The following is a 14,027-nucleotide window of genomic DNA, read 5'->3' as shown; positions in this document are numbered from 1 at the left end:
TGTACACATTTTTCTACAACGGGTAGTATAAATTATTAAGTTTTATAAAAATAAATTAGTGCATAATCTTTTCCGTGCATAGGTATTTTAGAATACTTGCACGATTTATTAAAAATCTACAATTTGTTTTATTTCCGTTACCTCAAAGAACTTATACTACAGTACATTCTCTACTGTTCTTTCAAAGGTAAAAAGAAAAATCTAAAAATGGCGATGTATTTTTCCACAATTACATAGAAACCTCATGAATAAAGGGTTTTCTAAAAATTAGGATAAAAGCTGATTGCTTTACAGCACTTTACAAATCTCTGTAAACCACGATAAACACTGGGCAAACCACGATAAAAGACCTCACCATCAATTAATTAAACTACTGTTTAAACACACCGTTTAAACCCCTATGGATAAAGGATTACTCGAAAAATGAGCACTCCGTAAAATGATGCAAAAAAACCCTATTTACAGCCTCTATTTTCATAGAAGAAGACTTCTTTTCTACTTATTCTTTCTCTAAAGTAAGGATGCCCCAATCAACAATTTTTAAGCTAAAGAAATATCCCCCATAGTGACAAGATATTCTTATAAAACCACTGGTTCTATACCCCAATTTTTAGTCCTTGTAAAAATGACGAATCCATGCTCATTAAAAACTTCACCATATTCTATTTTTTTGACACGAGATTGACACGGGATTGACACGGGATTGACACGGGACTGACACGAGACTAGAATAAGGAAGAATTGAAGTGTTTTTTATCTAGCCTATTGTCTTGTTAGGTTATGAGACAAAACAGACTTAAACGAACATTTTGAAACAAAACGAACTATAAGTTTTTATTTGCACAAAATGCACTTATTAGAATAAAAAGAATCAAAAAAAACAAAGACGAACCAAACGAAACATGGCATTTGGAGAGGGTTTATTGCTTATCTATCTTTGTGGAGTAATGCATTGGCCAATGGTTACCCAAATCATTTATTAACACCCAAAAAACAAGTATTATGGCAAGAGAAATGTCCATTTTAAAACTTCGAGGGAAACTCGATGGAATGAGTTTCTACAAGAACTCAGAAGGCCACTTTGTAAGAGCGAAAGGTGGCGTAGAACGCAACAGAATCATGAATGACCCTAACTATGAAAGAACGAGGGAAAACATGAGTGAATTTGGCACTATAGCCAGTAGTGGTAAATTACTAAGAAACAGTATTTCTATACTGATGAATCGTGCAAAAGATACCAGAACCAGTAATAGAATTGTAAGTCTAATGTCTACTATAAAAAATTTAGACAACCAATCTCTAAGAGGACAACGAAAAGTTGCTGAGGGGATAAAAAGCGTAGAAGGAAAAAGGGTTTTAGAAGGTTTTGATTTTAATAAAAACTCACCTCTTGGCATTTTATTTAAAGCTCCCTACACGCTAGATGTAGAGGCTGGCAGTGTAAATATAGCCCTTTTTAATCCTAAAGAGCATTTATTACTCCCTGAGTATGCAACACATGTTTCCTTAAGCATCGCTTGTGCGAGTTTAGATTTTGAACTGCAACAATCTGAAGTAGCGTATAGTGAAGTGCATACCATAGCGATAGATGCAGATGCCGCCCCTCTGGAAATAGGATTAGAAAATCTTCCTACCCTAGAAGGAACTTTATTTTACCTATTATTGGTAGAACTGATGCAGAAAATAAATGGGCAATTGTATCCTTTGAAAAATGGTACTTACAATGCGCTGAATCTTATAAAGGTAGTATAAACCTATCTGTAAGATTTTTCATAACGAATTAAATAAAATGAATTAAGCAGACCATAGGTCTGCTTTTTTTGTGAGATCATAACTTTCTTTTCCCTGCGTTCTACAAGTTCAGGCACTGGGCTTCGTGAACTACGTTCGCAGACCTTTGGCCTGTGCTCAGGCAAGGAGTTGGAAATAAAAAATCTTTTACCCCGACCCTAAAGGGAGAGATTTTTTATAATGATCTAAATGATGAGGGGTTTCTTTTGCGAGCCTAGAAAACCTTTTTCTCTGCCTATAAATAAAAAATCTTTTACCCCGACCCTAAAGGGAGAGATTTTTCTTGGTATTTTTGGGTGGAAATTATTAACCATAAAAAGCACGAGGTTCGTGCTTTTTTTATTTTTTATGGGGTGTGTTTTTTTGGCGTGAGCTCACGGATTACAAATCCGGGAGATCGGGTGATGTGTTTACTCTCAACTTCGGCAAAGTTTGGAGCTTTTTTAACTTCTTCAACTTCGGCAAAGTTTGGAGCTTTTCAACTTCGGCAAAGTTTTAAACTTTGCCGAAGTTCTCTTTCCCGGAGTTCTCTTTCCCGGAGTTCTCTTTGCTGAAGTTAAATTTCCACAATTCTCTGGTGACAAAATTTAAAATTATCAATGTCTTCAAAGTTGGAACTCTTTTTTAACTTCTTCAACTTCGGCAAAGTTTAAAACTTTGCCGAAGTTCTCTTTGCTGAAGTTCTCTTTGCTGAAGTTCTGTTTGCTGAAGTTCTCTTTCCCGAAGTTCTCTTTCCCGAAGTTCTCTTTCCCGAAGTTCCCTTTGCTGAAGTTCCCTTTGCTGAAGTTCTCTTTGTTGAAATTCTCTTTCCCGAAGTTCTCTTTCCCGAAGTTCTCTTTCCCGAAGTTCTCTTTCCCAAAGTTCTCTTTGCTGAAGTTCTCTTTGCTGAAGTTCTCTTTGCCGAAGTTCTCTTTACCGAAGTTCTCTTTGCTGAAGTTAAATTTCCACAATTCTCTGGTGACAAAATTTAAAATTATCAATGTCTTCAAAGTATGAAATTACTTCTTCTCTTTTTAATTCTGTTTTAGAGTTTGATAAAATAATTTTATAGGAAGAAAAATCATACTTTTCTAATTGCTCATTAATATCTAAAGAATTTTGATGAATATAAATTATACAGTTTCTAAGATAAACCTCATCCGTTATTCTTATTCTTTTAAAAGGGGTCTCAAATAGACTACCATGTCTATTATAATATTTATTAAAACCTTGTGTATAACTACTCATTAATTTTGCAAATTGCTTGCTAACAATAGAATGTAACGCATGAATCCCCTCAGCTCTTATTTTAGTATTTTTATTCTGAGAATCAAAAAAAGTTTTTAATTCTACTTCTGGTTTTATTCTTACCAACAAGTGAAAATGATTTTTCATAAGGCAATAAGCATAAATATCAGCAACTGGCAATAAAAATTCTTTTGCCTTTTTTAAAAAATACAAATAATTATCTTTGTTTTTATAAACATCTTCACTGTTAATTCCTCTGTTATAGATGTGATAAAAAAATTCTGGCTCAAGATGGTCTCTTCTTATTTCCATTTTAGTTATATGATTTTAGTTTTTTTAATCAACTTCGGCAAAGTTTGGAACTTTTTTAACTTCTTCAACTTCGGCAAAGTTTGGAACTTTTTTAACTTCTTAAACTTCGGCAAAGTTGGAACTTTTTTTTAACTTCTTCAACTTCGGCAAAGTTTAGAACTTTTTTTTAACTTCTTCAACTTCGGCAAAGTTTAGAACTTTTTCAACTTCGGCAAAGTTTAGAACTTTTTTAACTTCTTCAACTTCGGCAAAGTTTGGAACTTTGCCGAAGTTCTCTTTCCCGAAGTTCTCTTTCCCGAAGTTCTCTTTCCTGAAGTTCCCTTTGCTGAAGTTCTCTTTGCCGAAGTTCCCTTTGCTGAAGTTCCCTTTGCTGAAGTTCTCTTTGCTGAAGTTCTCTTTGCCGAAGTTAAATTTCCACAATTCTCTGGTGACAAAATTTAAAATTATCAATGTCTGCAAAGTTGGAACTTTTTTAACTTCTTAAACTTCGGCAAAGTTTAGAACTTTTTTAACTTCTTAAACTTCGGCAAAGTTTAGAACTTTTTTAACTTCTTCAACTTCGGCAAAGTTTGGAACTTTTTTAACTTCTTCAACTTCGGCAAAGTTTAAAACTTTGCCGAAGTTCTCTTTGCTGAAGTTCTCTTTCCCGAAGTTCTCTTTGCTGAAGCTATTTAAGTTTTAAACTTCGGTGAAGCAAATATCATCTATCTTCTTCATCAGTTCATCTGTTTTGGTAAGGGCGTAGATGATTTTTTGGTAATGAAGAATGTCTTCATAAGAAAGTTCTCTTTCTTTACGGTCTTTTAGCCATTTTTGCGCGGGTTGATAACCACCAATGTAGAAATTCCATGCGGTTTCTGGTACGTTGTCGAAATACTGGGTTTCGTTGATGAAGACTTTTCCTGTGAGGTTTTCAACTTCTGGAGCGCTCTTAACTTCGGCAAAGTTTGAAACTTTGCCGAAGTTCTGTTTGCTGAAGTTCTCTTTGCCGAAGTTCTCTTTGCCGAAGTTCTCTTTGCTAAAGTTTTCAGTTTTTACAAAAGTAGGTTTTGCTACCACGTTATTTCCAGCAATAGGATATTTGGTTTGGAGGTCTTTATTCGCAATTTCTTCTAAAAGATGGAGTTTTCTGATTTCTGAACCTAATTGTACCAAATCCCAAAAATTCTTTTGAATAGTGGACAAGTCACGACTTGTACCTACAGCATCTGGAAAAGGAACTCTAGGGAAATCTATTTTTAGGAATTCTTTATAGGTTTCTCTGTATTTTGGGGAATGTAAAACGGCGTAGATGTAATCTAAAAGATTGAGTGGAGAAAAGTTTGTTTTTTTACTCTCAGCTTTTGAAGCGTTCTTAGCTTCAGGAGTGTTCTCAACCTCTGGAGTGTTCTCAACCTCTGAAGTGTTCTCAACTTCTGAAGTGTTCTCAACCTCTGGAGTGTTCTCAACCTCTGGAGTGTTCTCAACTTCGGCAAAGTTTAAAACTTTGCCGAAGTTCTCTTTGCCGAAGTTCTCTTTGCCGAAGTTCTCTTTGCCGAAGTTCTCTTTCCCGAAGTTCTCTTTGCCGAAGTTCTCTTTGCCGAAGTTCTCTTTGCCGAAGTTCTCTTTGCCGAAGTTCTCTTTCCCGAAGTTCTCTTTGCCGAAGTTCTCTTTGCCGAAGTTCTCTTTGCTGAAGTTCTCTTTGCCGAAGTTTTCTTTGCCGAAGTTTTCTTTGCCGAAGTTCTCATCATCTACGCATTTCATGCCGAGTTTTGCTTCTATCTCTGCCAGAATTTTAGGATTGAAATTAGGGATTCTTTCTCGCTCATCAAATGCAGTGGGTTCTTGGTAAAGGTAAAGCGGGAAAACGTTTCCTCCACCACGATAAAACATATTCAAATCAACAACTTCGTTTGAAGAAAAAATCAAATTCCAAGGCATATTTCCAACAACCTGACCTTGTCTACCAATAATCAAATTTACATTTTCTTTAAGCATATTTTTCATCAGTGAAAATCTTGTTCTATAAGATTTAGGAATTTCAATGCCAAATTTTTCTTCTCCCAAACCTTTAATAAAGAACATATGCCCAAAATCAAAAGGTCTATATGCAATTCTTTTTATATAATCTGAAATTTCATTAGTTGAAATTTCATTTAAAGCTTTAACTAAATTTTCTTTATTGTAATTAAATAAGAACTTGTCATTTCCTGTTTGAGTTCCTGTTACATTATTCAAAAACAAATCATTAACCTGAAATGTATTATTAAAATAACTTCCCTCATTTATTCTATTAACAAAAAGTAAAAACGGTTTTTCAGGTTTCAATTCTTTAAAATCAATAGTTCTTAATGAATTTTCTTGTAAAAAATTGTATTTATCATTTCTTTTCCCAAACAAATCATAATGAAAAACTTTTCCTAATTCATTTTTAGCTTTTTTATTGGTTTTTACAAAAAGGTTAATAGAAACACCTTGCATAATATCAAACACATTTTGGTCTGCACTTCCATCTGGAGCAGTTTCTTTTTTCTTGCTGTTGCCATGCAAATCAATGGTGTAAATTTTATCAAAAGTTTTTAATAAATTCCAACGCATTCCTCTAAAAGTAGGGTTATCGAGATAACCATGAGGATTGATAAACGCAACAATTCCCTCTCCATTTTTTTCTACCAAATATTGAGCAAATCTTATAAATTTTACATAATCATCATTCAACCAATGTTTTCTTTCATTAAAATGAACTCCATCTACATATTTATAATCATCAATTAATTTAGAAATCCACTCTCCATTATTAGAAGAAATTCCTGAATACGGTGGATTTCCAATGACGCACATTACAGGTGTATCTCGTTTAATTTGGTTTGCCAGAGTAGATTCATCAGAAAGCCAACTGGCAAAGAGTGTACCTGTATCTTTGTGGTGTTCTTCCAGAGAATTGGTCAAGAAAATATTAAAACGCTGGTCTTGGTTGGTTTCGTAACCTGTTTCAGAAAGCAGCATATCTAGTTTAAGATGTGCCATAGAATAACTCGCCATCAAGAGCTCAAAACCATTAATTCTAGGAATGAGATCTTTTTCTACATATTGAGGCCAAATTCCCTCGTTGATGTTTTTAAAATTTTCTTCGTAGATGTGTTTTATGGTTTCGGCTAAAAAGGTTCCTGTACCTGTTGCAGGGTCTAGAACTTGCACTCTGTGAAATTCTTTATCTACTTTTTTGCCGTGAAAATCTATTTTGCTTTTGATTTTAGAAGTATCTGCCAAACCTTGAGACAATCCAAATTCAGATTTCAGCAAATCATCTACTGCACGTACGATAAATTGCACCACAGGTTGTGGCGTGTACCAAACACCGCGAGATTTACGGAGTTTTGGGTTGTATTTTCCCAAGAATGTTTCGTAGAAATGAATAACGGGGTCTTCTTGTCTGGTAGATTTCCCGAAGTTTTTCATAATATCCTTCACATCAGAAGCGAGGAAAATCTGCACCAATTCTTCCACAATCCATTTGAGACGTATATCTAAATCAAAACCTGCAATATGCTGAAAAAGTTTCCTCAAAAAAGGATTAGATTTCGGGATAAGATTGGCGGCTTCTATCCTATCAAACGTAGGCAAAGTAGGGTCGTGATAACGTGCCACGAAAAGTCCGTAAGCAATGGTCTGAGAATAAAGATCTGCAAAAAGTTGGTTATCAATATCATGAATCAGCATATCTTTAAACGCTGTTCTTTGCTGTACCAATTCTGTATTTTTTTCCGCCAAATCGTCTTCGTCTAAAGCATTGTGTATCACATCTGCCATTAACAAAGCTTTATTAGCCATCATTTCTGCTAGTTTTTCAGAATTTTTGATGGTTTGCGAGACTTCTTGCCCAAAATCTTTGATGAGATGAATGAATGTTTCAAAGTTTTTCTCATGTGGAACGATTTCGTTCATCAAGATTTCGCCAAGAGCGATTTTGGTTTTCAGTTCGCCATTTTTATAGAATTCAAAATGTAGATAATCGGTAATAATTAGATTTTCGAGTGCATTTCTATAACGGTCGAACTGTGGTTTATTTTTCTTATGGTCTATTCCTAATTTTAAATCTTTGGCTTCTATATAACCAATAGGCACTTCTTTTTTGGAAACAATATAATCTGGAGCGCCACATTTTTGGCGGGTTGGCTCATTAATTACAGAAAATTCTTTACCTAGAATCTCCTGAAGCAGAATTTGTAAATCTCCACGATAAGAATGTTCGGTTGCATTACCTGCAAAATATAATTGAGAAAGTTTAGAAAGGTATTGATTAATCATAGTTATTATTGAAGTGCATAAAATTAATGAAAAGTTTTTAAAAAATGTTATTAGAACAAGAAAAAGCACAGCGTAGATTGCTGTGCTTGTATTTATATGCTCATGGATTGGAAGTTTGTATTACATATAAAACATTTTGTCATTTTGAGCGGAAGAATGAAGCGAAAAATCTGTTTCATAATGTAGAGATTCTTCACTTTGCTGCGCTTCGTTCAGAATGACAGAGCTCTATGAAACGGATTATTTTTATCACAAAGTTCACTAAGTATTGGTGAAATGATTTCGTTTTTAAGTTCTCTAAGGAACATCATAGATGTTCTATGAAGTACACAGGTTTTTCTATTTACACTTTTAGAAAATATTTCTCTTCATAAAGAGATTCTTTACTTTGCTACGCTTCATTCAGAACGACAGGGCTCTATAAAGTAACTTATTTTTATCACAAAGTTCACTAAGTATTGGTGAAATGATTGCGTTTTTAAGTTCTCTAAGGAACATCATAGATGTTCTATGAAGTACACTGTTTTTTCTATTTACACTTTTAGAAAATCTTTCTCTTCATAAAGAGATTCTTCACTTTGCTGCGCTTCGTTCAGAATGAAAAGGTTATGTTTTCAACATTCGGATTATAAATCCTAGACACTTGCTAGATACTTACAGGATAAAGGCAGGACACTTGCTCTTTTCCTTAACCTAATTTCCAACTATTTTAGTTATTTTTGCTAAAATCTTTCTACAGAAAATGCCTGAACATATCCTACAAAGAATAGAAGAATTAAGAGAAGAACTGCATCAGCATAATTACAATTATTATGTGTTAGATGAGCCTACGATTTCGGATTTTGAGTTTGATGCCAAACTTAAGGAGCTGCAAGAACTGGAAGCAGCGCACCCAGAGTTTTATGACCCGCATTCTCCTACCTTGAGAGTAGGTGGAGAAATCACCAAAAATTTCCCTACCGTTCAGCATCAGTTCAGAATGTATTCTTTGGACAACTCTTATGATTTCAATGATTTACAGGATTGGCACACCAGAATTTCTAAAATTTTAGAAACCGAAGACATAGAATTTGTCGCCGAACTGAAATATGATGGTGCTTCTATTTCCATTTTATTTGAAAACGGTAAACTTTCTCAAGCCGTAACAAGAGGTGATGGTTTCCTAGGCGATGAAATCACTGCCAATGTGAAGACCATCAAAGACATTCCGCTTCAGTTGCAGGGAAATTTCCCAGAAAGATTTTACATGCGTGGCGAAATTTATCTTACGCACCACAACTTCAACAAAATTAATGAAGAGCGATTGGCAGAAGGTTATGACGCTTTTATGAACCCAAGAAATACTGCTTCTGGAAGTCTGAAACTGCAAGATTCTGGCGAAGTAAGAAAGAGAAATCTTTCAGCGGTACTCTATCAATTTGTGAGTGAAAACAGTCCTGCCGAAACGCATTTCGAACTGCTTCAACAGGCAAAAACCTGGGGGTTCAAAATTTCTGAAAACGCCCAACTTTGTAAAAATATTCAAGAAGTACAAGATTTCATCAATTTCTGGGACGAAAAACGCAAGAAACTGAATTTCGACATTGACGGAATTGTAATCAAAGTAAATTCCCTGAAACAACAGCAATTATTAGGTTACACCGCAAAATCTCCACGTTTTGCAATGGCTTATAAATTTAAAGCCGAAAAAGTAGAAACAGAATTACTCAGCATCGATTATCAAGTGGGAAGAACTGGTGCAGTAACACCTGTTGCGAATTTGGCTCCCGTTCTCTTGGCTGGAACCATTGTAAAACGCGCTTCTCTGCACAACGAAGATATTATCAAAAAACTGGATTTGCATGTAGGAGATTTCGTCTATGTAGAAAAAGGCGGAGAAATTATTCCGAAAATTGTAGGCGTAAATGTAGGAAAACGAAATGTTTTTGCTACAGAAGTTCAGTATGCTACGCATTGTCCAGAATGTGGAAGTGAGCTGATTCGTTTAGAAGATCAGGCTGCTCATTTTTGCCCTAATGAAACGCATTGTCCACCACAAGTTGTTGGGAAAATGATTCATTACGTTTCCAGAAAAGCTTTGAATATTGAAAATTTAGGCAGTGAAACCATAGAACAACTCTACCGTGAAGGTTTACTGAACAATATTGCAGATTTTTACACTTTGCGCAAAGAACAATTGCTTCCGCTAGAAAGAATGGCGGAAAAATCTGCCCAAAACATCATTGACGGCGTAGAAAAATCTAAACAAATTCCTTACGAAAAAGTATTGTACGGAATCGGCATCAAACACGTAGGAGAAACGGTTGCCAAAAAATTGGCGAAGAATTTCCCTAGTATTGATGATTTAAAAAATGCCACTGAGGAAGAACTCTGTCAAGTAGAAGACATTGGCTCTAAAATTGCGGAAAGCATCGTTTCTTATCTTCAAAATCCCGAAAACTGGGAGGTGATAGAACGATTGAGAAGTTATGGCGTTCAACTGGAAAAAGGTGAAAACACCACAGAAGTTTTGAGTACTGTTTTAGAAGGCAAAACCTTTCTTTTCACAGGGAAACTTTCGCTTTTTACGCGTGAACAAGCCGAAGAAATGGTAGAAAAGCATGGCGGAAAAAATATTTCGGCAGTGTCTAAAAACCTCAACTATTTGGTGGTTGGAGAAAAGGCAGGAAGCAAACTCAAAAAAGCGCAAGACATCGGTACGATTACGATTTTAGATGAACAACAGTTTTTGGATTTGATTGAAAGTTAATGCAAGTCATTTCTATCACAAAGTTCACGAAGAACAGTTGATCTGTTTGTGTTTTTGAGAGCACTAAGCAACATCAAAGATGTTGTTCAATATTCTTCAATCGCAAAGATTTTTTATTTACCTGAATATTCTAAGCAAGCAAAGTTGGCGAAATTCATTCGCTTTGAAGCGTATGCTTTTCTTTCGTTTCAAACAAATGCTTTTGGATTTGATTGAAAGTTAATGCAAGTCATTTCTATCAAAAAGTTCACGGATAACAGTTGATATATTTGTGTTTTTGAGAACTTTAAGCAACATCATAGATGTTGTTCAATATTCTTCAATCGCAAAGATTTTTTATTTACCTGAATATTCTAAGCAAGCAAAGTTTGCGAAATTCATTCGCTTTGAAGTGTATGCTTTTTCAATTCGCTAGCAAATTTACTCTTTGTTTCCTTTGATTTTATTTTTAACTGTGAAAAACTTTCCGTTTTTAATATTCAAAAATTAATTGTTTTTTGAAAATAAACAAAAAAGCTCAAGAAAATTCTTGAGCTTTTGCTTTTAAATGGAAACTTTAACGGCTAATTCATAAAAATGAGAATTGGCAAGTTTCTTTAATCTTTCTTTTAAACAAGGAGAATTATGATAATCTCCATTAAAAATAATCACGTTTTGAGCATTGAGTGTGTTTTGATTTTCACATTCATAATTTTGTTCATGTTCGGCTGGAGTGTATTTTTCAAAAAACTCATCATTAGAATAAAAAACCGTGTAGTCTTGTGAAAGTTCTACATTGAACGGCATTTTCTTTTCTACTAATTTGGCTTTATCTGAAAATTCTGGCTCTATTTTTCCGTCATGATATACAATCTCTGTGAGTTCGCCATTGGTTTTTTGGGCAAACTCTTCTGCTTGTTTGTAGTTTCCAAAACCGGTGTAGATTTTGAAATTTCCTACCATAAATTCTAATATTTTTTTCCCGTAGTGCATTTAATTTTTATTTTTTTAAATCGTTGTACTCAATATTTTTAATTTTTGCTTCTATTTTTTCGGCTTTTAGGTTTTGTCTCAAGAAACCAAATAAGCTCATGTAAATATTGGCTATCCAAACTAATGAAAATCCTGCAATGAGATATCCTCGCCAATCTTCAAAGAACAAGGTGAAATTTGTGATCAATAAGAAAAATATCGTCACATAATGACTAAAACAATACTCACAGGTAAAGAGATAAAAAAACTTTTTCTCCGAGAGTGAAGTTGCGTTTTCTACTCTTTTTTGACAATATTCTCGCGGTTCTTTGAAAATTTCTTCGTGCGTAACTGTCCAAGCGATACAAGCAATAGGTATCGCCAAAATAAACAGTTGCAGTATGTGATTAAAACTAAGCATGATTTTACAGTACAAAATTAGATTAAACAAGCGCTTAGTATTTTATAATATTTTCTTGATTTCATACAGAATTAACATTTTATAACTTTCTCAGGACAAAGTTTTAAATTTTCATAAATTTGTATTAAAATTTAGAACAATGGATTTGCATCTTGATAGAACGTTTAAGTATTATTGGTTAATGTTTAAGAGACACGATTTATCAGCAGGTCTCACGGTTTTTCTAGTTGCACTTCCCTTGTGTTTGGGTGTTGCATTAGCTTCTGGAGCTCCACTTTATTCGGGTATTTTATCAGGAATTATCGGTGGAATTGTAGTAGGAGTTTTGAGTGGTTCAGATTTAGCTGTTTCTGGTCCTGCTGCTGGTTTAACTACGGTTGTCGCCGCTTCTATCATCAGTCTAGGCGATTTTCAAACTTTTTTATTAACTGTTATTATTGCTGGACTATTCCAAATTTTATTAGGCGTTTTAAAACTGGGTGTTTTTGCCAGTTATTTTCCCAGTTCGGTGATTAAAGGAATGATGGCTGCTATAGGAATTATCTTGATTTCTAAACAAATTCCATTGGCTTTAGGTTACAATCAACCTGATTTTTGGACGAGTGGTTTTGTACAAATCTTTACTTCAAAAAATTTCTTAGGAAACTTAGTTGAATTTAATTCTCATATTACCAGAGGTGCCGTTTTTATTTCTGTGATTTCTTTGGCGATTTTAATTCTGATGAAAAAACCACAGTTTCAAAAATTCAATAAGATTCCTGCTCCACTTTTGGTGGTTATTTTTGGAATTTTAATCAACTTTTTAATGAATTATTTCGGTTCTTCTTATGCTTTGAAACCTAATCAATTGGTGAATATTCCAGAAAATATGTTTGCAGAAATTAAATTTCCTGAATTTTCTAAAATTCTGAGCAATCAAGAAATCTGGAAAGACGGAATTCTCATAGGAATTTTGGCTACACTAGAAACTTTGCTTTGTATAGAAGCGATGGATAAACTAGACCGTCACAACAGAATCACGCCTGTAAATCGTGAATTAATTGCGCAAGGAATTGGTAATTTCCTTTGTGGACTTGTAGGCGCAATTCCCATCACTGCAGTAGTTGTAAGAGGTTCTGCTAATATAGAAGCTGGCGCAAAAACTAAAGTTTCAGCCTTCATGCATGGAATATTTTTATTGCTCTCTGTATTGCTGATTCCGTTTTTGATTAATATGATTCCGTATGCTTCTTTATCTGCTATTTTGATTATTACAGGTTTTGGATTGACAAGAATTGAGATTTATAAACATCTCTTTAAACTCGGTTTAAAACAGTTTATTCCATTTATCGCCACTATTATTATTATCCTTGTAACAGACTTATTAATAGGTGTTTCTATTGGTTTATTGATTTCTATTTATTACATCATCAAAGAAAATTTCAAAGAAAATTACGACATAGAAAAAACGCATTTTCAAGGGATTAACCAATATAAATTGAAACTTCACAGCAATGTAACCTTCATCAATAAAGTGAAAATTAAAAATGCTTTGGATAAAGTTCCTGCTTATTCCGTATTAACTATTGACGGCTCCGAAGTTCATTTTATAGACCATGATGTTTTAGAAATTATTTCAGATTTCAAAAATAAAGCACATGACAGACACATTCAGCTTCAAATGATTAATATAGAAACCGTAGAAACTGCGGCGATTTCTCATTAAAAAGCCCTCATAACATTATGAAGGCTTTCGGTCTAAAAATCAAATACTGAAAATATGAAGTAAATTTGTCTGTTTAAATGTTATTTGTTTTTACGGCAAGTTCGTATACATTTCCTCGCATTAAAAATTTAATTCTTTCTCTAGTAGTTACGGTATTTACACCGCTTTCATCTGTGATAATGATTCTATCTCCTGGTGCAATATTTTGGTCAGACAAAATATCTTCTGGCAGCATGTCATTTTCTGCTTTTTTCATTTCAAAAAGAATTTGGTCTGCCATTTCTTGAAATCCTTCAGCATCAGAATAAAGCACTCTATAATTGGGATGATCTGGTAATTCTACCTTAAAAGGTTTTTTACTTTCTACCAACTTCGCCGAATCATTGGGTGTAGGATTATCAGAACCATCTGTAAAACCTACTTCTACCAATTCACCTTGGTGTTCATTGGCATAATTTACCGCATCTTCATAGGTTGCAAAATTGGTGGTCACCGTATACTGGTCAAATTCATAATGCTGTAATCTATCTTCTGTGTGATGTGTAGTCATTTTATAAAAATTTTGTGATTTGGTTAAGGCAAAG

The 14,027-nt window shown here is 34.2% G+C and carries 10 protein-coding genes; 3 read left to right on the top strand and 7 right to left on the bottom strand.

The window, feature by feature from the left end:
* Nucleotides 1-1,002 precede the first annotated feature (1,002 nt).
* On the top strand, nucleotides 1,003-1,752 hold the full coding sequence (locus KKQ79_RS02105) for a hypothetical protein (protein WP_213188755.1): 750 nt from the start codon (nucleotides 1,003-1,005) through the stop codon (nucleotides 1,750-1,752).
* 644 nt (nucleotides 1,753-2,396) lie between these two features.
* On the opposite strand, the gene KKQ79_RS02100 is transcribed toward KKQ79_RS02105, so the two are convergent.
* The 4 genes from KKQ79_RS02100 to KKQ79_RS13850 form a co-directional block, all read right to left on the bottom strand.
* A complete protein-coding gene (locus KKQ79_RS02100; protein WP_213188754.1) occupies nucleotides 2,397-2,741 on the bottom strand; it encodes a hypothetical protein in 345 nt (114 codons plus the stop codon).
* Nucleotides 2,728-3,330 carry a transposase gene (locus tag KKQ79_RS02095; RefSeq protein WP_213188753.1) on the bottom strand — a complete coding sequence of 201 codons (603 nt, stop codon included), beginning with the start codon at nucleotides 3,328-3,330 and terminating at the stop codon, nucleotides 2,728-2,730. Before KKQ79_RS02095 ends, KKQ79_RS02100 begins: the two co-directional genes overlap by 14 nt.
* Before the next feature lie 153 nt (nucleotides 3,331-3,483).
* Nucleotides 3,484-3,789, bottom strand: coding sequence for a hypothetical protein (locus KKQ79_RS02090; RefSeq protein WP_213188752.1), 306 nt, complete (start codon nucleotides 3,787-3,789; stop codon nucleotides 3,484-3,486).
* Nucleotides 3,790-4,008: 219 nt separating this feature from the next.
* Nucleotides 4,009-7,617: a type ISP restriction/modification enzyme gene (locus KKQ79_RS13850; RefSeq protein WP_250131171.1), complete on the bottom strand. Its 3,609-nt coding sequence runs from the start codon at nucleotides 7,615-7,617 to the stop codon at nucleotides 4,009-4,011.
* 742 nt (nucleotides 7,618-8,359) lie between these two features.
* Between KKQ79_RS13850 and ligA the strand changes: the two genes are divergently transcribed.
* Nucleotides 8,360-10,366 (top strand): NAD-dependent DNA ligase LigA, encoded by a 2,007-nt coding sequence (ligA, locus tag KKQ79_RS02070; protein ID WP_213188751.1) that lies wholly within the window; start codon nucleotides 8,360-8,362, stop codon nucleotides 10,364-10,366.
* 543 nt (nucleotides 10,367-10,909) lie between these two features.
* Here the strand turns inward: ligA and KKQ79_RS02065 are convergent.
* Together KKQ79_RS02065 and KKQ79_RS02060 are read right to left on the bottom strand one after the other, a co-directional pair.
* A complete protein-coding gene (locus KKQ79_RS02065; RefSeq protein WP_213188750.1) occupies nucleotides 10,910-11,338 on the bottom strand; it encodes a hypothetical protein in 429 nt (142 codons plus the stop codon).
* A 7-nt stretch (nucleotides 11,339-11,345) separates the two neighbouring features.
* The gene (locus tag KKQ79_RS02060) at nucleotides 11,346-11,738 is read right to left on the bottom strand and encodes a hypothetical protein (protein ID WP_213188749.1); all 393 of its coding nucleotides are present in this window, start codon (nucleotides 11,736-11,738) and stop codon (nucleotides 11,346-11,348) included.
* A gap of 139 nt (nucleotides 11,739-11,877) precedes the next feature.
* On the opposite strand from KKQ79_RS02060, the gene KKQ79_RS02055 reads away from it, so the two are divergent.
* Nucleotides 11,878-13,443: a SulP family inorganic anion transporter gene (locus KKQ79_RS02055; protein WP_213188748.1), complete on the top strand. Its 1,566-nt coding sequence runs from the start codon at nucleotides 11,878-11,880 to the stop codon at nucleotides 13,441-13,443.
* A gap of 73 nt (nucleotides 13,444-13,516) precedes the next feature.
* On the opposite strand, the gene KKQ79_RS02050 is transcribed toward KKQ79_RS02055, so the two are convergent.
* Nucleotides 13,517-13,993, bottom strand: coding sequence for a hypothetical protein (locus KKQ79_RS02050; RefSeq protein ID WP_213188747.1), 477 nt, complete (start codon nucleotides 13,991-13,993; stop codon nucleotides 13,517-13,519).
* Between the last annotated feature and the right edge of the window lie 34 nt (nucleotides 13,994-14,027).

Source organism: Cloacibacterium caeni (assembly GCF_907163125.1).
Lineage (GTDB): Bacteria > Bacteroidota > Bacteroidia > Flavobacteriales > Weeksellaceae > Cloacibacterium > Cloacibacterium caeni_B.
The sequence above is the reverse complement of the archived record's forward strand: the minus strand, read 5'-3'. Positions and strand labels throughout refer to the sequence as shown.

Excerpts from the sequence above, each read along its gene's own strand:
- KKQ79_RS02050 (WP_213188747.1), bottom strand. The coding sequence starts at position 13,993 with ATGACTACACATCACACAGAAGATAGATTACAGCATTATGAATTTGAC.
- KKQ79_RS02095 (WP_213188753.1), bottom strand. The coding sequence starts at position 3,330 with ATGGAAATAAGAAGAGACCATCTTGAGCCAGAATTTTTTTATCACATC.
- KKQ79_RS02105 (WP_213188755.1), top strand. The coding sequence starts at position 1,003 with ATGGCAAGAGAAATGTCCATTTTAAAACTTCGAGGGAAACTCGATGGA.
- KKQ79_RS02060 (WP_213188749.1), bottom strand. The coding sequence starts at position 11,738 with ATGCTTAGTTTTAATCACATACTGCAACTGTTTATTTTGGCGATACCT.
- KKQ79_RS13850 (WP_250131171.1), bottom strand. The coding sequence starts at position 7,617 with ATGATTAATCAATACCTTTCTAAACTTTCTCAATTATATTTTGCAGGT.
- KKQ79_RS02065 (WP_213188750.1), bottom strand. The coding sequence starts at position 11,338 with ATGCACTACGGGAAAAAAATATTAGAATTTATGGTAGGAAATTTCAAA.
- ligA (WP_213188751.1), top strand. The coding sequence starts at position 8,360 with ATGCCTGAACATATCCTACAAAGAATAGAAGAATTAAGAGAAGAACTG.
- KKQ79_RS02055 (WP_213188748.1), top strand. The coding sequence starts at position 11,878 with ATGGATTTGCATCTTGATAGAACGTTTAAGTATTATTGGTTAATGTTT.